The organism is Paracoccus indicus, assembly GCF_003056335.1.
In the GTDB taxonomy this organism is placed as follows: Bacteria; Pseudomonadota; Alphaproteobacteria; order Rhodobacterales; family Rhodobacteraceae; genus Paracoccus; species Paracoccus indicus.
Genome location: NZ_PYWA01000001.1, coordinates 501,892 through 521,130, shown reverse-complemented (window position 1 = coordinate 521,130; position 19,239 = coordinate 501,892). Strand labels below are relative to the sequence as shown.

General features: G+C 66.3%; 19 protein-coding genes. 10 read left to right on the top strand and 9 right to left on the bottom strand.

Annotation, left to right across the window (positions count from 1 at the left end):
• Positions 1-94: 94 nt before the first annotated feature.
• From DDE75_RS02630 to DDE75_RS02610, 5 genes are all read right to left on the bottom strand, one after another.
• A complete protein-coding gene (locus tag DDE75_RS02630) occupies positions 95-1,021 on the bottom strand; it encodes a glucokinase (protein WP_108500806.1) in 927 nt (308 codons plus the stop codon).
• A 15-nt stretch (positions 1,022-1,036) separates the two neighbouring features.
• A complete protein-coding gene (locus DDE75_RS02625) occupies positions 1,037-2,143 on the bottom strand; it encodes an ABC transporter ATP-binding protein (RefSeq protein WP_108500805.1) in 1,107 nt (368 codons plus the stop codon).
• 4 nt (positions 2,144-2,147) lie between these two features.
• A complete protein-coding gene (locus DDE75_RS02620; RefSeq protein ID WP_108500804.1) occupies positions 2,148-3,002 on the bottom strand; it encodes a carbohydrate ABC transporter permease in 855 nt (284 codons plus the stop codon).
• Entirely contained in the window at positions 2,992-3,864 is an 873-nt protein-coding gene (locus DDE75_RS02615) for a carbohydrate ABC transporter permease (RefSeq protein ID WP_108500803.1), read from the bottom strand. Before DDE75_RS02615 ends, DDE75_RS02620 begins: the two co-directional genes overlap by 11 nt.
• Before the next feature lie 71 nt (positions 3,865-3,935).
• Positions 3,936-5,177 carry an ABC transporter substrate-binding protein gene (locus DDE75_RS02610; protein WP_108500802.1) on the bottom strand — a complete coding sequence of 414 codons (1,242 nt, stop codon included), beginning with the start codon at positions 5,175-5,177 and terminating at the stop codon, positions 3,936-3,938.
• A gap of 186 nt (positions 5,178-5,363) precedes the next feature.
• Here DDE75_RS02610 and DDE75_RS02605 point away from each other — a divergent pair, with 186 nt between their 5' ends.
• The 3 genes from DDE75_RS02605 to DDE75_RS02595 all read left to right on the top strand — a co-directional run bounded on the left by DDE75_RS02605 (position 5,364) and on the right by DDE75_RS02595 (position 7,970).
• The gene (locus DDE75_RS02605; protein WP_108500801.1) at positions 5,364-6,071 is read left to right on the top strand and encodes a response regulator transcription factor; all 708 of its coding nucleotides are present in this window, start codon (positions 5,364-5,366) and stop codon (positions 6,069-6,071) included.
• Complete coding sequence (locus DDE75_RS02600; RefSeq protein ID WP_162798879.1) at positions 6,058-7,461, top strand: ATP-binding protein; 1,404 nt, start codon at positions 6,058-6,060, stop codon at positions 7,459-7,461. The genes DDE75_RS02605 and DDE75_RS02600 overlap by 14 nt, the downstream gene beginning before the upstream one ends.
• An 83-nt stretch (positions 7,462-7,544) precedes the next feature.
• Positions 7,545-7,970: a hypothetical protein gene (locus DDE75_RS02595; RefSeq protein WP_108500799.1), complete on the top strand. Its 426-nt coding sequence runs from the start codon at positions 7,545-7,547 to the stop codon at positions 7,968-7,970.
• On the opposite strand, the gene DDE75_RS02590 is transcribed toward DDE75_RS02595, so the two are convergent.
• Genes DDE75_RS02590 through DDE75_RS02580 form a run of 3 tightly spaced genes read right to left on the bottom strand, consistent with a single transcriptional unit; the run spans position 7,971 to position 10,145 of the window.
• Positions 7,971-8,711, bottom strand: coding sequence for an amino acid ABC transporter ATP-binding protein (locus tag DDE75_RS02590; RefSeq protein WP_108500798.1), 741 nt, complete (start codon positions 8,709-8,711; stop codon positions 7,971-7,973).
• A complete protein-coding gene (locus DDE75_RS02585; protein ID WP_108500797.1) occupies positions 8,708-9,382 on the bottom strand; it encodes an amino acid ABC transporter permease in 675 nt (224 codons plus the stop codon). Before DDE75_RS02585 ends, DDE75_RS02590 begins: the two co-directional genes overlap by 4 nt.
• A 1-nt stretch (position 9,383) precedes the next feature.
• Positions 9,384-10,145 (bottom strand): amino acid ABC transporter substrate-binding protein, encoded by a 762-nt coding sequence (locus DDE75_RS02580; RefSeq protein WP_108500796.1) that lies wholly within the window; start codon positions 10,143-10,145, stop codon positions 9,384-9,386.
• 245 nt (positions 10,146-10,390) lie between these two features.
• On the opposite strand from DDE75_RS02580, the gene DDE75_RS02575 reads away from it, so the two are divergent.
• From DDE75_RS02575 to DDE75_RS02560, 4 genes are all read left to right on the top strand, one after another.
• Positions 10,391-10,732 carry a DUF2853 family protein gene (locus DDE75_RS02575; RefSeq protein WP_108500795.1) on the top strand — a complete coding sequence of 114 codons (342 nt, stop codon included), beginning with the start codon at positions 10,391-10,393 and terminating at the stop codon, positions 10,730-10,732.
• A gap of 124 nt (positions 10,733-10,856) precedes the next feature.
• On the top strand, positions 10,857-12,416 hold the full coding sequence (locus DDE75_RS02570) for a DUF2125 domain-containing protein (RefSeq protein WP_162798878.1): 1,560 nt from the start codon (positions 10,857-10,859) through the stop codon (positions 12,414-12,416).
• 73 nt (positions 12,417-12,489) lie between these two features.
• Positions 12,490-13,854 carry a TldD/PmbA family protein gene (locus DDE75_RS02565; RefSeq protein ID WP_108500793.1) on the top strand — a complete coding sequence of 455 codons (1,365 nt, stop codon included), beginning with the start codon at positions 12,490-12,492 and terminating at the stop codon, positions 13,852-13,854.
• On the top strand, positions 13,841-14,620 hold the full coding sequence (locus DDE75_RS02560; protein ID WP_108500792.1) for an inositol monophosphatase family protein: 780 nt from the start codon (positions 13,841-13,843) through the stop codon (positions 14,618-14,620). The genes DDE75_RS02565 and DDE75_RS02560 overlap by 14 nt, the downstream gene beginning before the upstream one ends.
• Here DDE75_RS02560 and DDE75_RS02555 read toward each other — a convergent pair.
• The gene (locus DDE75_RS02555) at positions 14,617-16,152 is read right to left on the bottom strand and encodes an SARP family transcriptional regulator (protein ID WP_108500791.1); all 1,536 of its coding nucleotides are present in this window, start codon (positions 16,150-16,152) and stop codon (positions 14,617-14,619) included. The two genes, DDE75_RS02560 and DDE75_RS02555, sit on opposite strands and share 4 nt — an antisense overlap.
• A gap of 141 nt (positions 16,153-16,293) precedes the next feature.
• Between DDE75_RS02555 and DDE75_RS02550 the strand changes: the two genes are divergently transcribed.
• The 3 genes from DDE75_RS02550 to DDE75_RS02545 are packed head-to-tail and all read left to right on the top strand — an operon-like array spanning position 16,294 to position 19,219.
• Positions 16,294-17,313, top strand: a complete 1,020-nt coding sequence (locus tag DDE75_RS02550) for a phosphatase PAP2 family protein (protein ID WP_162798877.1) — start codon at positions 16,294-16,296, stop codon at positions 17,311-17,313.
• Positions 17,304-17,477 carry a hypothetical protein gene (locus DDE75_RS17180; protein ID WP_162798876.1) on the top strand — a complete coding sequence of 58 codons (174 nt, stop codon included), beginning with the start codon at positions 17,304-17,306 and terminating at the stop codon, positions 17,475-17,477. Before DDE75_RS02550 ends, DDE75_RS17180 begins: the two co-directional genes overlap by 10 nt.
• On the top strand, positions 17,474-19,219 hold the full coding sequence (locus DDE75_RS02545; RefSeq protein WP_108500789.1) for a S8/S53 family peptidase: 1,746 nt from the start codon (positions 17,474-17,476) through the stop codon (positions 19,217-19,219). The genes DDE75_RS17180 and DDE75_RS02545 overlap by 4 nt, the downstream gene beginning before the upstream one ends.
• Positions 19,220-19,239: the final 20 nt, after the last annotated feature.

Here is a 19,239-nt window from a genome sequence, read left to right as displayed (position 1 = left end):
TTGGCACGATTGAAACAGGATCACCCCGCGAAATCCACCAATACTTGGGGAAAACCGGGGCCGGGGCGTTAACCTTTATGTGGGGCGGCGATATTCAGCCAAGCGCGGCGAGGCAGCCGTGCAGCGCCGCCATGTCGTCGCGAATCAGCAGGACCGGCGTGTTGCCGGGGATATGGCCCATGTGGCTTTGCGACAGGAAGGCAGGCTCGAAACGCGCCATCCGGTCGGCGATGCTGCGCCCGACGCTGCCCGCCAGGAACAGCCCCTCCAGCGGCATGAAGCGCAGCGCGAGTTCGCGGCACAGCAGGCCCACCAGTTCGGTGAAGAAATCATAGGTCGCGATGGCATCGGGATCGCCCGCCTCCATCGCGGCAGCGATCTGTTCGCTGCGGACCGGTTCGGTGCCGGTCATGGCCGCATGCAGGCGCGACAGCCCGCGCCCGGCAAATGTCTCCTCGGTCGAGAAGAAGCCCGCGGCGGCATTAGCGCCGACGCGGTCGACCAGCATGGCCATGATGTTGGCGGGCAGATGGGTGTGGCCCTCTTCCGCCTCAAGCGCGGTGATGGCGCCGCCGGGCAGGACGCGCACGGCGCAGACGTTGAAGCCTGTGCCCAGTCCCACGACCAGCGACTGGCCGTTGCGGGCGCGATCCTCGGGGGCGGGACGCAGCAGGCTGACGCCCTCGCCTGACAGGACCGGCGTGGCATAGCCAAGCGCGGTCAGATCGTTGATCAGACGCACCTGGTCGGCATCGGTCAGCCGCGCCAGATGGGTTTCGTCAAAGGACCAGTCGCGGTTGGTCAGGCTGGCCCGACCACCGCTGACCGGACCGGCGACGGCGATGCACATGGACGAGACATGCGGTTGATGTTGTTCGGCCATGTATTGGCGCACCACATCATCGAAGCTGGCGAAATCGTCGCCCCGGAACCGGGTGACCGTCGCCGCATCGATGGCCCCGTTGCGGGCGATCGCCAGCCGCGCATTGGTTCCACCCACATCCCCCAGAAGCATCGCCATCGCCGTCACCCTTCCTCAGTTCAGCCTTTCGCCATCACTAGGCGAGAAATACGACACTTTCGAGAGGTCGAACGCCAGAGGGAAGGGCTGGCGTGCCTTGACGGCGCTTTCTGCCCGCAGACGGGCAGTGACAGCTTTGCCGCCCAACTGGGTGACGGCAAAGGTATCGGCACCGGCAGGTTCGACGATGTCGATCATCACATCGCCACCCGCGCCTTCGGCGGTGCCGGGCAGATGGGCGTTGCCCGTGGCCTCGTGGATGTCCTCGGGGCGGACGCCCAGGATGATGTCGGCGGGCAGGTTGCGCGCCACCGGATCGGTGATGACCAGGGGCGCATCGCCCGGACGCTCGATCTGGATGCGGGTCTGGCCACCTTCGGCGCGGACCTTGGCCGGGATCAGGTTCATCGCCGGGCTGCCCATGAAGTCGGCCACGAACATATTCGCCGGACGGTTGTAGATTTCCGCCGGCGTGCCGATCTGCTGGATCACGCCGCCCTTCATGACGACGATCTTGGTGGCCAGCGTCATCGCCTCGATCTGGTCGTGGGTGACATAGACAATGGATGCGTTCAGATCCTGGTGCAGCTTCTTGATCTCGGTCCGCATGCTGACGCGCAGTTTCGCGTCCAGATTCGACAGCGGTTCGTCGAACAGGAACAGCTTGGGGTCGCGCACCAGGGCGCGGCCCATGGCGACGCGCTGGCGCTGGCCGCCCGACAGCTGACCGGGCTTGCGGTGCAGCAACGGCTCGATCTGCAGCTGGCTGGCGACCTGCGCCAGCTTCTTGTCCTGGGTCGCCTTGTCGACGCCGCGCACCTTCATCCCGAAGGTGATGTTCTTGGCGACCGACATCGTCGGGTAGAGCGCGTAGGACTGGAACACCATGGCGATGTCGCGGTCCTTCGGGGACACGCCCGTCACGTTGCGCCCCGCGATGCTGACATTGCCGCCGCTGATCGGCTCCAGCCCCGCGATGCAGTTCAGCAGCGTGGACTTGCCGCAGCCCGAAGGCCCGACCAGCACCAGGAAGTCGCCTTCCTCGATGCTGATGTTGATGTCGTGCAGGATATGGGTCTCGCCATAGGATTTCTGCAGGTGGTCGATTTCGAGGATCGGCATGGGATCACCCTTTCACGGAACCGGCGGTCAGGCCGCGAATGAAGTATTTTCCGGCGACGACATAGACCAGCAAGGTCGGCAGGGCTGCGATGATCGCGGCGGCCATGTCGACATTGTAGGCTTTGACGCCGGTGGTGGAGTTGACGATGTTGTTCAGCGCGACGGTCACGGGCTGCGACCCGGCCCCGCTGAAGCTGACGCCGAACAGGAAGTCGTTCCAGATCTGCGTGAACTGCCAGATGACCGACACGGTGATGATCGGCAGCGAGATCGGCAGGAAGATCGACCAGAAGATGCGGAAGAAGCCCGCCCCGTCGACCTTGGCCGCCCGCACCAGTTCCTGCGGAATGGTGACATAGTAGTTGCGGAAGAACAGTGTGGTGAAGCCAAGCCCATAGATGACATGGACGAAGATCAGCCCCGGGATCGACCCCGCGAGCCCCATCAGGCCCAGCATCTGCGCCATCGGCAGCAGAACGACCTGGAAGGGGATGAAGCAGCCGAAGAGGATCATCGCGAAGAACAGGTTCGCGCCGCGGAAGCGCCACTGCGCGAAGACGTATCCGTTCAGCGCGCCCACCACGGTCGAGATCATCACCGCAGGCACCGCCATCAGCACGCTGTTCCAGAAGAACGGGCGCAGGCCCTCGCATTGGGTGCCGGCGCAGGCGGTGGACCAGGCCTCGACCCAGGGGGCGAAGGTGATGTCGCGGGGCAGGGCCAGCAGGCTGCCGGTGCGGATCTCCTCGAGGCTTTTCAGCGAGGTCGTCAGCATGACGAACAGCGGCATCAGGTAGAACAGGGCGAACAGGATCAGGATCAGGTACAGCCCCGCCCGCAGCATGGTCTTACTTGTCATGGCGCGGCCTCAATTCGCTGTAGAGATAGGGAACGACGATGGCGAAGATGACCATCATCATGATCATGGCCGACGATGCCGCCTGACCCAGATCACCGCGCGAGAACGCCATGGCGTACATGTAGGTCGCGGGCAGATCGGTGGCATAGCCGGGGCCACCGCCGGTGAGCGCGATGACAAGGTCGAAGGCCTTGATCGCCAGGTGCGCCAGCACGATGAAGGCCGACAGGAAGATCGGGGCCATCGTCGGGATGATGATGGCGGAATAGATGCGATGCGTCGGGATGCCGTCGACCTGGGCGGCACGGATGATTTCGCCATCGACGGACCGCAGGCCCGCAAGGAACAGCGCCATGACAAAGCCCGAGGCCTGCCAGACGGCCGCAAGCACGATGACATAGATCGCCATGTCGGGGCGGATGATCCAGTCGAAGGTGAAGCTTTCGAAGCCCCATCCGCGCACGGTCTCCTGGATTCCCAGGCCCGGGTTCAGGATCCATTTCCACGCGGTGCCGGTCACGATCAGCGACAGGGCCATCGGATACAGATAGATGGTGCGCAGCACGCCCTCGGCGCGGATCTTCTGGTCGAGGAAAATCGCCAGCGCCAGCCCGATCGCCATCGAGATGACGATGAACAGCCCGCCGAAGATGAACAGGTTGTTCATCGCCACATCCCAACGGGGGGCGGCGAACAGGCGCTCGTATTGACCGATGCCGTCCAGATCGTATTTCGGCATCAGGCGCGATTTCGTGAAGCTGATCCAGGCCGTCCAGGCGATGAAGCCGTAGACGAAGATCATGATCGCCACGAATGACGGCGCCAGCACCATCTTGGGGACGTTGCGTTCAAGCCATTCCATTTTTCGGACTACCTCCAAAGAAAAACCCCGCGCCCTGGCGACCGCCAAGGCGCGGGGCCGTCATGCGGTGATCACATCGCGTTGGCGACGGCATCCACCAGTTGCTGCACGGCATCGTCCGAGGACATGTCGCTGTTGAAATGCGCGGTCACCACGTCGGTGATCGCACCGGCGGGCGCGCCACGCAGGGCCATGCCGTGGGCATAGCTGGGCAGCAGCGAACCGTCCTCGGCACCGGCGTTCATCGCCTTGTTCGATTCGACGGCGCAGCTGTCGAAATCGTCCAGTGCGACGTCGGTGCGGGCCGGGATCGAGCCCTTGTTCAGGTTGAAGGTCTTCTGGAATTCCGGACCCATGATCAGCTTGGCCAGAAGCGCCTGACCCTGCTGCTTGTCCTCGCCGTCCAGCTCGAAGAAGGCGAAGCTGTCGACGTTGTACAGGAAGCCTTCGCCCGGGGTCTGCGCGCAGACGAAATCGGTGCCCGGTTCTTTGCCCGCGGCCAGGAATTCGCCCTTGGCCCAGTCGCCCATGATCTGGAAGGCGGCTTCGCCGTTCATGACCATCGCGGTGGCCAGGTTCCAGTCACGACCCGAGAAGTTGTCGTCGACATAGCCGCGGATGGTCCGCATCTCGTCGAAGACCTGCTTCATCGTGTCGGACTGCAGCGCCTCAGGGTCCAGATCGACCAGGGCCTTCTGGAAGAACTCGGGGCCGCCAAGGCCCAGGACGACGGTTTCGAAGATGGTCGCGTCCTGCCATGCCTGACCGCCATGGGCCAGCGGGGTGACGCCCGCTTCCTGCAACTTTTCGGCGGCGGCGTTGAATTCGTCCCAGGTGGTCGGCATCTCGATGCCGTGCTCGTCCAGGATCTGCTTGTTGCCCCACAGCCAGTTCACGCGGTGGACGTTGACCGGGGCTGCGCACCACTGGCCTTCGCACTTCATGTGCTCGGCGATCTGGGCAGGCAGGACGTCGGCCCAGTTGTTTTCATCGGCCACGGCGCTGATGTCGGCCAGGCCGGTTTCCTCGTACCATTCCTGGATGGCGGGGCCCTTCAGCTGCACGGCGGTGGGCGCGTTGCCCGACAGGACGCGGGCACGCAGCGCGGTCATCGCGGCATCGCCGCCACCGCCCGCGACGGGCATGTCGGTCCAGGTGCCGCCTTCGGCCTTGAACTGGTCCTGAAGGACGGCGACGGATTTCGCCTCGCCGCCCGAGGTCCACCAGTGCAGGACTTCGGCGGTCGGTTCGGCCATCACGGGGCCGGCCAGCATCACGGCGGTCGAGGCCGCCAGAACGGATTTCAAATACATGGATCCTCCCAGATCTTGTTCAGGCGGATTCGGTCCTCTGCCTGCTGGGATGATGATGGCAGATGGGCAGCCATGCCCGCAACGCATCCCAGCCATGCGCCAAGAAGAAATCCCCGCGTGACGTTACAAACTGTTACCGAAGCCCCGCCCGCCGATGTTAAGGCGACGACAGGGGGGACCACGAACATGAGCCTGCATCGCCTGCTGCTGGTGGAAGACGACATCGACATGGCCGCGATGCTGGCCGCCTATCTGCAACGGCAGGGCTTTCACGTCACCACCGCGAACGACCGCTTGGGCGCATTGTCGGCGCTGAAGGCGGGGCGGGTGGACCTGATCCTGCTGGACGTGTCCCTGGGCGACGACGACGGCGTGGCGCTTTGCGCCGAGATCCGGGCCGCGCAGGATGTGCCGATCATCATGGTCAGCGCGCTCTCGGCGGATCACCAGCGGATGGCGGGCTATCAGGTCGGGGCGGACGATTACATCGCCAAGCCCTTCAACCCCGACCTGCTGCTGGCCCGCATCCGCGCCGTCCTGCGCCGTGCAGGTCGCGCCCCCAGCCTGACCCACCGCCGCCGCGAGGGGGTGCTGGTCTTTCAGGGCTGGCGTTATGACGCCACCCGCAACGAGGTGACCGCACCCGGCGGCTGGCAGGTATCCCTGTCATCGCGTGAAACCGCCCTGCTGCGGATCTTCCTGGCCAACCCCCTGATCCCCCTGACCCGCGAAGAGATCGCCGCCGCCCTGGACGACGATGATGCCGCCGAGGGTCGCGCCATCGACGTGCTGGTGGGCCGCTTGCGCAACAAGACCGACCCCGCCCTGATCCGGACCGAGCGCGGCACCGGCTATGTCCTCTCGACCCGCGTCACCGCCGATGACCCGGCTTAGCCTGCGCAGGCTGGCCAGCCTCTGGGTGGTGCTGGCGATGCTGTTCGGGGGCGTGGCCGTCTGGATGTGGATGGCCAGCAACGCCGCCTGGCGGACGCATCTGACGCAGGCCTATGTCGCGGGGCTGGCGCTTCACGACAGTTTGGACAACGGCAGCGCCCTGCCGCCCGGTGTCAGCCTGACGCAGCTGCGCGACGCGCCCGCCCTGCCTGCGGGCTGGCGGCAGACGGTGATCACCCTGACCGGCGGCGGGCGGCCCGACCTGGCACGCGGGGCACGCCTGTCGCTGCGCATCCAGTCGCCGGACATCCAGTATCCGGCATCGCGCGTGGAAAGCGTCGGCGGGGGGACGCAGGCGGCGGGGTTGGCATCGGTCACGCGGACCCTGGCGCGCTTTTGCAGCGATCCGCGCCTGTTCGTGCAGATGGACACCGGCCCCTGGCTGCGGGTGGACGGCGACGATGTCTGGGGCTGTGCCGCCGCCCCTGCCGACCGCAGGCTGCCCGCCGCGGCCATCGCCATCGCGGGTCTGGGCCTGCTGCTGGGCTGGGTGGCCGAGGTCTCGGGCGCCTTTGCCGCTTTTGCACAGGCCCTTGGCGATCACCGCGCCCGCAACGCCGCCCTGCCCGTCGGCGGGGTCGAGGAATTGCGCCAGACCGCCCATGCCGTGAACCAATTCGTGGCGCAGGACCGTGCCGCGCTGGAAAACCGGGCGCTGGTGCTGTCGGGGGTCAGCCACGACCTGGGCACCCCCGCCACCCGCCTGCGCCTGCGGACCGCCCTGATCGAGGATGCCGCCCTGCGCGACAAGCTGGACCGCGACATCGACGAGATGACGACCATGATCGACGGCGTGCTGACCTATACCCGCGCCGAGATCGGGGCCGAACCCTTCCGACGCCTGTCCCTGACATCGCTGGCCGAGGCGGTCGTGGCCGATTACCAGGACGTGGGGCTGCCCGTCAGCATCGTCGATCCCGCGCCGCGTCCGACCCGCGCAGGCACCATCTTCGCCCGCGCCGTCACCCGCCCCATCGTCGAAAGCCACGCCGTGGTGATGCGCGGTCAGCCGACGTCCTTGCGTCGCGCCCTGACGAACCTGATAGACAATGCGCTGAAGTACGGGCGCGAGGCCGTCGTCAGCGTCGATGCCACCCCCGACGAGGCCTGGATCAGCGTCACCGACCGCGGCTCGGTCCTGACCGAGACCGACATGGCGCGACTGACTGGCGCCTTCCAGCGGGGCGAGAATGCGGGGGGACAATCGGGGGTCGGGCTGGGGCTTGCCATCGTCTCGACCATCGCCGCGCAGCATGGCGGGCGGCTGGAGTTCCTGCACCAGCCCGAGGGGCTTCAGGCGCGCCTGCGGTTGGCCCGGCAATGGGCCTGACCCAAGGGACAGGGGAACTTTGCGCGAAAAGCCCGCGTTTTGCTGACATGACGACGCAAAGAACGCAGAAAGAGGCTGAACCCATGACCCGCACCGCAACCCGCATCGCCCGCCTTGCCATGGTCGGCAGCGTGACGCTGTTGACGGCCATGCCCTCCTTGGCTGCAACCGCCAACAACCCCATTCAGGGTTGGAGCGCGATGAAGGATGTCGACACCGCAACCCTGCTGCGCGACGTCCAGACCATGCCCGTCTCGGCCGAGTCGACCGAGGATCAACCCTATTGCGCGGCCGATGCCGAGATCGCTGCGACCTTGGAGCATGATTTCAACGAGCTGCCCGTCGATACCACGAATGCCGACGGCACTAAGCTGTGGGGATCGGAACAGATGGGCACATGGACCTTGGTCGCCGCCCGCGACGATCAGACCAGCTGCATCATCGCATCGGGCATCGGATTCGACGATCAGGCCGACACCCAAGCCTATTACGAGGTCGCGGGCCTCTGATCAGCCCACTCGCCGCAGGAACGCCCGCGTCCGATCATCCTGAGCATTGCCGAAGATCTGATCGGGCGGGCCTTGCTCGACGATGCGTCCCCCTTCCATGAAAACGATCCTGTCCGCGATCTCGCGGGCAAATTGCATTTCGTGGGTCACGATCAGCATGGTTTGGCGGCCATCCGCGATGCGGCGGATCAGGTCCAAAACTTCGCCCACCCATTCGGGGTCCAAGGCGCTTGTCGGTTCGTCGAACAACAGCAGATCCGCATCCAGCGCCATTGCACGCCCAATGCCAACGCGTTGCTGCTGTCCGCCCGACATGGCGGCGGGATAGCTGTTGCCACGATCGCCCAGCCCGATCTGCGACAGGATCTCATCCGCACGGGCCTGCGCCTTGGATTTGGACCAACCACGCACAGTGGTCAGACCTTCCATGATGTTGTCGCGGGCGGTCTTGTTGGCGAAAAGCGCGTAGTTCTGGAACACGAAACCCGTCCGGCGGCGCAGCGCCAGGATGTCCGACTTCTGGGCGGTCGTCGCATCCACCGTCAGATCGCCGACCGTGATGCGCCCTTCATCGGGGCGATCCAAGTAATTTAGGCAGCGCAGCAGCGTCGATTTCCCTGTGCCCGATGGCCCGATGATCGCCACGCGCTCTCCCGGTTGCAGGCAGAGGTCGATCCCGTTCAGCACGGTGTTGTCGCCGAAGCGTTTGACCAGCCCGTCGATGTCGATCTGACAGCTCATCGCGATACCGCCTTTCCAAGCCTCGTTTCCAACTGCCGTTGTCCCACGGACAGAACCTCGACGATGATCCAGTAGAAGACCGCGACCACCAGGAATGCCTCGGGGTAGAGGAAGGTGCTCGAGGCCTCTTTCTGCGCGGCGCCCATCATCTCGGTCACGCCAAGCGTGAAGGCCAGCGAGGTGCCTTTGATCATGTCGATGAAGTAATTCATCAGCGTCGGCGCCGCCGTGCGCGACGCCTGCGGAAGGATGATCCGCGTCAGCACCTGCTTTTGCGTCATGCCGATGGATTGCGCAGCCTCCCACTGGCTGCGGTCGACACCAATGATCGCGCCCCGGATGCTCTCGGCCATATAGGCCGAGAAATGCAGTGTCAGGCCGATGATCGCCGCCGTCACTCCGTCCAGGTTGTTCAACGCCGGGACCAGTTGCGGCAGACCGAAGTAGAACAGGAACAGTTGCACCAGCAGCGGCGTGCCGCGGAAGAAGCTGATGAACACCGCCACCACGCGATGCAGCCAAGGCACGCGGATGACCCTGATGACCGCCATGACGATGGCCAGCGCAAGGCCGGCGATCATCGCAACGATGGCCATGAACAGGGTCAGCGGCACATAGCTGGCGATCACGGGGATCAGGTCCAGCATGTAGGCGGTGTCCAATCCCCGCATGTTATTCAGCCGCGGCAGCAGGCTGGGTCACGTCGGCGTTCAGCCATTTCTGCGAAATCTCGGCCAGCTTGCCGTTTTCCTTCAGCGTGGTGATGGCCGCATCGACGCGGTCGCGCAGGGCCTTGCCTTCGTCGTCATTGCGGAAGGGCAGGGCGTTGCGGATTTCCGAAAACGGCTGACCGGCCAGGGCCAGCGGCAGCGGGCTTTCCGCGATCACCTGCGAGGAAGACACCCGGTCCATCACGAAGGCGTCGATCCGGCCCAGCGCAGTATCCTGGGTGATGTTGCTTTCATAGGTGCGGATGTCGATCTCATCGGCATAGGGCAGTTCGTTCAGCAGCGTCTCGAAGTTCGAGCCGAGGTTCACCGCGACCGATTTGCCCTTGAGGCTTTCGGGGCCGGTGATCGTATCCTCGTTGCCCTTCTTCACGACGACCTGTGCGCCGTCATAGACGTAGGGCTGGGTGAAGGCGAAGGTCGCCTCGCGTTCGGGGGTGATGGTGATCTGGTTGGCGACGGTGTCGATGCGACCCGAACCCAGCGCGCCAATCAGGCCCGAAAAGGACATGGTGACGAATTCCACGTCATCGCCGGTCTCCTCGGCGATGGCGCGCATGAAGTCCACCTCGAAGCCCTGCAGTTCGTCTGCGCGGGTGAAGGTGAAGGGGAAATAGCCCCCCGACATGCCGACGCGGATCGTGTCGGCGGCGGCGGGCAGGGCGGTGGTCAGGGCCAAAACGGCGGCGACGGCAAGGTTGCGCATCGGAATTCTCCTTGTGTTCTTGGCCCTTAGATGCGGGCTTGCCCGCGACTGCACAAGCGGCGGTTGGCAAATAAGGACATCTTTTGGCACGGCCCTGCCGCGATCGAAACAGGGCATTCCCACAGAACCGCGCCGCCGGAACATCGTTCCACACCGGGTGCGAAACGCTTGATAAATGATGATGCCGCGGCCAAGCTGACCTCTCGTGTCTCAGACAAGCTGTTTCTTTCGACCGGGAGGTGCCCATGGGCAAACGTGACGACCTGATCGCCAAATACGCGCAAGACATCGAGACCAAGCTGGGCCAGACACCCGACATGGACCTGCTGCGAAAGGTCACCATCGGTTGCGGGCCCTCGATCTACAGCGCGGATTCCGAAACCATCGCCGCCAGCGACAAGTCCGAGGTCGACCGCGTGCGCGAGGGCTATCTGAAGAAGAAGCTGGGGCTTTCCGACGATGACGGGCTCGACGGTGCCATCCAGACCGTGATGGAGCAATACGGCAGCAGCGACCGCAACAAGTACCGGGCCGTCGTCTACTACATGCTGTGCCGCCATTTCGGCAAGGAAGCCGTCTACGCCTGACACCAGTGTCCCACGCGGCCTGCGCAATTCGAAGGGCCGCGTGGATCACGAACAGTTCCCTTCACCTTCGATGGGCGCTGTGGCAAGAATTCCTCAGACATTCCGCGTCCGAAAGGTTTTTGCCATGTATCGCCCGATTGCCACCTCAGTCATCGCCCTGGTCGTCGGGGCCGGGCCCGTGCTGGCGGATGTGACCCCGGCCCAGGTCTGGGACAGCCTGCAGCAGACCTATGGCCAGATGGGCTATGACATGCAGATCGGCGCGACCGATGACGCGGGCCAGACGCTGACCGTGACGGATCTGGTGCTGACGCCCAGGGATGCGCAGGGCGACATGTCGCTGAGCATCCCGAAGATCACCATGCAGCAGACCGGTGGCGGTGACGTGCGTTCGGTCATCGACGGCCAGATGGACCTGCAGATGAAGGGGCAGACGGATGACGACAAGCCGGTCGGCTTCACCCTGTCCATCGACGCCCCCGGAAACGAGACGCTGACCACCGGCACGCCCGATGCGATGCAGCATGCCTTCACCGTCCCCAAGATGATCGTGAACGGCCGCAGCCAGGACAAGGTGAACGAAACCCCGGTCACCGTCACCCTGACCGACATGACCGCCAGCCAGTCGACCACCAAGGACGCCGACGGCACCCGCAGCCAGAGCTTCGAGGGCGCCGTCGCGACGACCGTGATGGCGATCAAGGCCTCGGGTCCGGCGCATTTCGATCCGGCCGATCTGCCCGAGGGCGCGCCCCGGCCCGACCCCGAGAACCCGCCGATGGACGATTTCGCCTCGGACATCACCATCGAGGACCTGACCTTCAACGGCAAGGGCACCCTGCCTTCGGGAGATTTCGACATGGCCTCGGACCCCTCGGGGGCGCTGAAGGCCGGCTATTCGGGCGATGTGACCTTTGCCTTGGGCAATATCCAGGGCGACTTCGACGCAAGCTCGCATGATGTGGCCGAGGACCGTGTCAACAAGGCACAGGGCACTTTCGGCGCGCAGAACGGCACCGTCTCGATGGCAATGGACAAGGAAAGCCTGCGCTATGACGGCGAGGCCGAACAGATCGCCGTCAGCATGACCTCGGACGATCTGCCCTTCGCGATCGAATACACGGCGGCGGAAAACACCATGCGGCTGGCGATGCCGATGATCGCATCCGATCAGGAACAGCCCTTCGCGCTGGCTTACGGCCTGAAGGACCTGGCGCTGAACGACCAGATCTGGCAGGCGATCGACCCGCAATCGACTCTGCCCCATGATCCGGCCAGCCTGAACATCGACCTGGAAGGAACGGCCGTTCTGGTCACCGACTTCATGGACCCCGATTTCGCCGATCCCGAATCCGACAAGGCGCCCTTCCTGCCGCGTCAGCTGTCCATCAAGGATATCTCGCTGGATGCCGTGGGCGCGACGGCGGACGTCACCGGTGATCTGACCTTCGGTGATAATCCCAGCCAGCCCGTCGGCAAGGTTCAGGGCAGCTTCACCGGCATCAATGCGCTCTTGGACAATGCCGTCGCCATGGGCATCGCCCCCGAACAGCAGATGATGGGCCTGCGCATGATGCTGGCGATGTTCGCCCGCCCGTCGCAGGACGACCCCGAGACGCTGACCACCGAACTGGAATTCCGCGAGGGCGGGTCCATCTTTGCAAACGGGCAGCAGGTCAAGTAACCATGCCCCTGCGACGGGCCGGTGTCCACCGCGACCCCGGCCCGTCGTCCCCATTCATGAACACGAGCATTGCATGACCGTCTCCTCTGCCGATCCCGACCGTTTGAAACATCTGGCCGAGGCGCTGGTCGATGCGGCCCGCCGCGCAGGCGCGGATCAGGCGGATGCCTTGGCCATCGATGGCCGGTCGGTGGGGATCGACGTGCGGGGCGGGGCGCTGGAACAGGCCGAACGCGCCGAGAGCATCGACATCGGGTTGCGGGTGCTGATCGGCGGGCGTCAGGCGGCGGTCTCATCCTCGGATCATTCGTCGGATGCCATCGCCCAGATGGCCGCCCGCGCCGTCGCCATGGCGCGCGAGGCGCCGGTGGACGACAACTTGGGGCTGGCTGATCCCGACCAGCTGGCGACGGTCCGCGATGCCGACAGCCTGCGCATCTGCGACGGCCTGCCCGAACCCGATCCCGCCCACTTGCAGGATATGGCCCTGCGCGCCGAGGCCGCGGCCCTGTCGGTCAAGGGCATCAGCCAGATCGAAAGCGCCAATGCCAGCTACAGCCACCGGCGGATGTGGATGGCGGCCTCGAACGGGTTTTCAGGGGGCTATGCGCGGACGGGTCATGTGATTTCCACCGTGGCCATCACCGGCGAGGGCACGGGGATGGAGCGTGACTATGCCGGCGAATCCCGCGTCTTCGCCGTCGATCTGCCCACCCCCGAGGAAATCGGCCTGCTGGCCGCCGAACGCACGCTGGCCCGCGCCGGGGCCCGCAAGCCCCCTACCGGGGCCTTTCCGATCCTGTTCGACCGGCGCGTGTCGTCATCGCTGATCGCGCATCTGCTGTCGGCGGTGAACGGATCGGCGGTCGCGCGGGGTGCCAGCTGGCTGCGCCGCGACATGGGCGAGGCGGTTCTGCCCGCGCATATGACCCTGTCGGAGGATCCGCACCGCCCAAGCTATCCCTCGTCCCGTCCCTTCGATGCCGAAGGTCTGGCCACGCGCCCCCGCGACATCGTGGCGGGCGGCATCCTGCAGGGCTGGACGCTGGATCTGGCGACGGGCCGCAAGCTGGGGATGGAAAGCACCGCCTCGGCGGCCCGCGGGCTTGCATCGGCGCCGTCCCCCGCCAACAGCAATGTCATCCTGACGCCGGGCGATGTCAGCCAGGACCAGCTGATCGCGCAGATGGGGCGCGGGTTGGTGGTGACCTCGATGCTGGGGGCCTCGATCAACGGGACGACAGGGGATTATTCGCGCGGCGCGGCGGGCTTCTGGGTCGAGAACGGCCAGATCACCCATGCCGTCAACGAGTGCACCATCGCGGGCAACCTGCGCGAGATGCTGATGACGCTGGTCGCAGCGGACGACGCGCTGCCGTGGCGCGGCCTGCAGGTGCCCAGCCTGCTGGTGCAGGGGATGACCGTTGCGGGCGCATGACGACGATCTTGACCTGCTGACCCGCGCGGCCCGTCAGGCGGGTCGGATCGCCATGGGCTTCTGGCGGCGCGATCCGGTGGCATGGGACAAGGGTGGCGGCGCCGGTCCCGTGACCGAGGCCGATCTGGCCGTCAACGACGCCATGCTGTCGCTGCTGACGGGCGAACGCCCCGATTACGGCTGGCTGTCCGAGGAGAGCGAGGCGGACCCCGCCCGCCTAGACGCGCAGCGCTGCTTCATCGTCGATCCCATCGACGGCACGCGGGCCTTCATCGACGGGCAGGACGGGTTTTCGCATTCTCTGGCCGTTGCCGATGGCAGCCGCATCATCGCCGCCGTGGTGCATCTGCCGGTGCTGGACCTGACCTATACCGCCACCGCCGACGGCCCGGCGCTGCTGAACGGCAAGCCCATAGCGCCGACCGATCCCGACATCGACGGGGCAGGGGTGCTGACCTATCGTGCCATATCCGATGCGCAATACTGGCGCAGCGGCGTCATGCCGCCGTTCAAGCGCGAGTTCCGGTCATCCTTGGCATGGCGTCTGTCGCTGGCCGCCGAGGGACGCTTCGATGCCGCCCTATCGCTGCGGGCCGCGTGGGAATGGGACATCGCGGCGGGCAGCCTGATCGCCGAACGCGCAGGCGCCCGCGTCACCGACCGTCGCGGCAAGCCGATGCAGTTCAACAGCCCCCGCGCGCAGGTCGACGGGCTGATCGTCGCGGGCCCAAATCTGCACGGTCAGCTGCTGGCGGCGCTGGCCTAGACCAGCCGCGACTTCGCCACCTGCAGAAGGCCCAGACGGCGCAGCGTGTCGACCGGATAGCCGTCGCTGCCCATCAGATCCAGGCTGAAATCCGGCTCTAGCCGCTGCAGGGCCTGCAAGGCCTTTCGTGCGCCGGCCTCATCCTTGACCGCATAGCGCAGTGCCGCAAGAAAGCGCAGGGCAGGGCGGTTGTCCGGGGCAAAGCGATGCACGGCCTCGAGGTGATGGATGGCGGCGGGCAGATCGCCCGCGCGCATCTTGGCGACGCCGATGCCAAGGTGCCAGTTGGCGGGGTTCAGACTGGACAGCGCCTGCCCCAAGCCTGCCTGCGCCTCGGCGGCCGATTGCTCCAGCCGGTCAATGCCTGCCAGCGCGCGGGACAGCGACAGCCGTGCCAGCGGGTTCTGCCCATCGGCCATGACCGCCTGACGCGCCAGGTCATAGGCGATCTGGTCGCGGTCCAGATAGGCCTCGATGACCGAATTCACCGCCAGCGCGGTGGCGTGGAAGGGGGCGGCCTCACGCGCGCGGGCGGCCAGTTCGGCGGCCTCGGAAATGGCGCGGCCGGGGTCGTCGGTCAGACGCTCGAAGGCATAGGTGGTACGGATCCATGCCCGCAGCGACAGGGTAACGGCGGGGGTGATGCTGTCGCCCAGATGTTCCAGAACCTTGTCGGCGCGGGCCAGACGGTCGGCGGAAAAGCTGAAGACATCCCCGAACGAGATTCCGCTAGCCGCCCCCAGCGCCCGCCCTTGATCCACCACCTGCACCATCGCCAGACAGCAGCGCGCGGTGAAATCCCCCATCTGCGCGCCCAGTTCGCCCAGCGGGCAGGTCATCCGCTGCGACCACAGCACGCGGCCACTGGGACGGTGGGTCAGCATTGCCGACAGGTTGAAGACCTCTGCCTGCAGGCTGGCCAGCGAGGTGATCTGGATATGCGGCCCCGCGGGCGCGGCATCGGCATCATGGATCGCGATTGGCAGCAGGTCGGCAGTGCGTCCCGCCGCCTCGGATAGGATCATCGTTGCCAGCACCATGGCGTCCTGGCTGGTGGATACGGGCGTCCCCAGCACCAGATCCGGCAGCGCCGATTCAGCGACCGCAGGGGCGCGGACCTGCGCAGCCTGACGGGCGTCGCGCAGCCAATCCTCGAATTCGGGGTCGGGGATGTCCAGATCAGAGGCGAACTCGGGGATCTGGCCGTCGGCGGCGGGGCGGGCCGTCATGTCCAGCTGGATGATCGCCGGGTCCAGACCCACCCAGCCGGGACCGGAGAGCAATGCCTCGCGGTGCGGGCCAAGGCTGATGCGAATCTCGCGCAGGACCTGGCGCAGGCTGGCGTTGCCCTGTTCGGGGTCGCGTTCGCTGAACAGCAGATCCTGAAGCCGCGCCCGGGTGATGCGCATGGACCGTGCGGTGCCGATGGCGGCCAATGCGCCGCGTGCCCGCATCCCGCGCGGCGTCAAGCGCAGGTCGGCCGGGCCGGTCAGCTCGACCGGGCCCATCAGGCGAAGGGTCAGTATCGGCATCGTGGCAATCGTCCCGACATGGCATCTGCCAACAGGCTTAACCGCTCACGGGTTTGTGTGATAGGTTAATGAAGCAAAACCGTTCCTTTGTCGCGAGTAGCCATGTCCCTGTTTCATGCCAAACACGCAAAACACGCCAAGATGACGGATGGTCCCGACGGTGCCTCGCTGGAGCTGGCGCTGGCCCTGATGCGCAGCCGCGATGCCATCGCGGGGACCGAACAGGTCACGGGCGCGACCGCCGCCCCCGTCACCTTGTCCTCCGGTGAACGCCTGTTCCGCCTGCAGGCCGATCACCGCAGCGCCGTCCTGTTGTCCGAGCTGTCCGAGGGGATCTCGGTCGGCCATTTCACCCCCGACGATCCCGAAAACGGTGCCCCGACGACCGCCACGCTGTCCCATGCGGGGCGGATGCTGGTGCAGATAGACAGGCCTTACCTGCCGCAGTTTCGCGCCGCCGTCCCGCTTGTCGGGAATTACGCCGAATTGCGCGCCGATCGTGCCGCCGAGATCGACATCCAGACCCGCGACCTCCTGCCCTTCTTCGGATCGGTCGTCATGCTTCAACCCGACCGCTGCGACCGGATCACCGAGATGCTGCGGATCGCGCTGGACCTGACTACGCAGGTGGTGATGCGCTTCAAGCTGGCGCTGGCCTGTCCGCGTCCGACCCAGTTCAGCGACCGGCTGCAGCCGATCATCGCCTGTCCCGGCCATCCGACCCTGCCAAGCGGCCATGCCACCCAGGCCTTCTGCGTGGCGACCCTGCTGACGGGGCTGCAGACGCCGGGCGCGCCGGTCAAGGCGGGCGACCAGCTGTTCCGGCTGGCCTGCCGGATCGCGGTGAACCGGACGGTGGCAGGCGTGCATTTCCCGGCCGACAGCGCGGCGGGCGCAGTGCTGGGCATCCAGCTGGGGCGCTTGCTGCTGGGGCGGGCGACGCCGGTGGGGGCGGTGGCCCGGGCCAGCTTCGACGGGCGCCAGTTCGTCGACAAGAACGACCAGCCGCGCGACTTTCATTATGGCGTGCTGGACCGGATGGTGACGGGACGCGACGACTCGACCCGTTTCGACACCAAGGCCGATTTCGTGACACCTGCGCCGCTGTGGTCCGCCTTGGTCGCCGCGGCCCAACGTGAATGGGACACAAGATGGAGCTGAAATCCCCCCCGGGCTGGAGCGAACCCGCCCCCCGAAAGACCACCATCTTCAGCGGCTGCACCGAGGATTGGTTCGCCCGAAACGCCTGCGGGGCGGAACCTGCCCCGGAACCCACCCCCGAGATTCTGCTGCGCGATCTGGTCGAACGCGCCTTCAAGTCATGATCGCGCCGGGTCAGGAGCCGCTGCTTGTCGCGGCCTTGGGCCCGCCGGGTCTGGTTCTGCCACCCGATGCCGTGAACCCCGATCCGCGCGCCTTGGACGGGTCCGATCTGACCGACCCGGACCACGCCTATCTGGAGGATGCGGCGCTGCCCGATCCGCAGCACGGATGCATCATCGGCGTGCTCGACGATGCCATTCCCTTCGTGCATGAACGTCTGCGCCTGTCGCCCTCTGTCAGTCGCGTGGCGGCGCTGTGGGTGCAGGATGCCGCCTTCGACCCGCAAGGCCCCGGACACGACCTGCCAGCGGGGCGCGAGTTGCGCGGCGCCCGGATCGGCACATGGCTGGAACAGTTGCAGTCGGGGACCATCCCGACCGAGGACAGCATCTATCGCCTGTCGGGCGTCGTCGACATGGCCCGCGAAACCACCCATGCGGCGGGCTTTGCCGCGGGTCACGGGGCGGCGGTCTCTCTTTTGGCGGCGGGGCATGCGATGGGCGATCCGGATGGCCGCAACCGACCCCTGATCGGGGTGAACCTTGCGCCGCGCGTCATCGCCGACAGCTCGGGCGGGTTGGCACCGCGGGTGCTGGCGGCCTCGGTCCTGTTCATCATCTCGCGTGCGCGTCGCCTGTGCCGCCTGATCGAGGCGCGACGCAGCCTGCCCCCGAACAGCGTGCGCCTGCCCGTCGTGCTGAACATCAGCCTTGGCCTGACGGCGGGGCCGCGCGACGGCTCCAGCCTGATCGAGCGGCTGCTTGATCAGGTGGCCGAATATCCGTCCGACGACCTTGGACCGGTGCACGTCGTCCTGCCCAGTGGCAATCACCGCATGGCGCGGCTGCGTGGCGTCCTGCAGCCAGGCGGCACGCTTGGCTGGCAGCTGCACCCCGACGACCGCACCGTCACCCCGTTGGAGGTCTGGGGCCCCGTGCACCCGACCCGCCCCGAACGCCCCATGCAGGTCGGCCTGTCGGGGCCGGGTCTGAAGAGGGCTTGGACCGCCTTCACCGAGGACAATCAGGTCACCCATCTGCGCGATGACGAGGGCCATGACATCGCCCGCGCCTATCACGGCACCGTCGCGCTGCCGCAGGGCGGATATCGCCAGACGGTGACGCTGGTTCTGGAGCCCACATGCCCTGACAAGCCGGGGCAGGGCTGGATTGCGCCGGGGATGTGGCATCTGTCCCTGCCAGAAGATGCCGCGCCGGGGGATCACGCCATTTCCCTGCAGCGCGACGAGGTGCTTCGGGGCTTTCCCCGCGAGGCGCGCCAAAGCCGCCTCTACGACCCCGCCTATCGCGACCGCGACGATAGCGACCGCGCCATGTCCCTCGACCCCCGCGATCAAGCCGCGAACCGTGTGCAGCGCGGCGATACGATCAACGCCTATGCCACCGGCCGCAGAACGCTGAGGGCAGGGGTCGTCACCCGCCGCGAGGGCAGCGTCGCCGATTACAATTCGCTGATCGGGGCGGATCTGGCGGGCGATCTGCTGATCGCGGTGGATCGGGCCGTCTGCCACGCGGGCATGCCGATCTGCGGGCGCGGCAGCGGCAGCTTCTCAATGATGTCGGGCAGTTCGCTGGCGGCGCCGCAGGTCACGCGCTGGCTGGCGGGACAGCTGGCGCAAGGTGCAAGACCCGCCGATCGCGCCGCCATTCGGGCGCTGGCCGGTGGGCAGCCCGATGGCACCCCGCCGGTGCTGCCATCGTTTTCCGACGATATTCCCGGCTGAACAGCACGAAAAACCGCTGT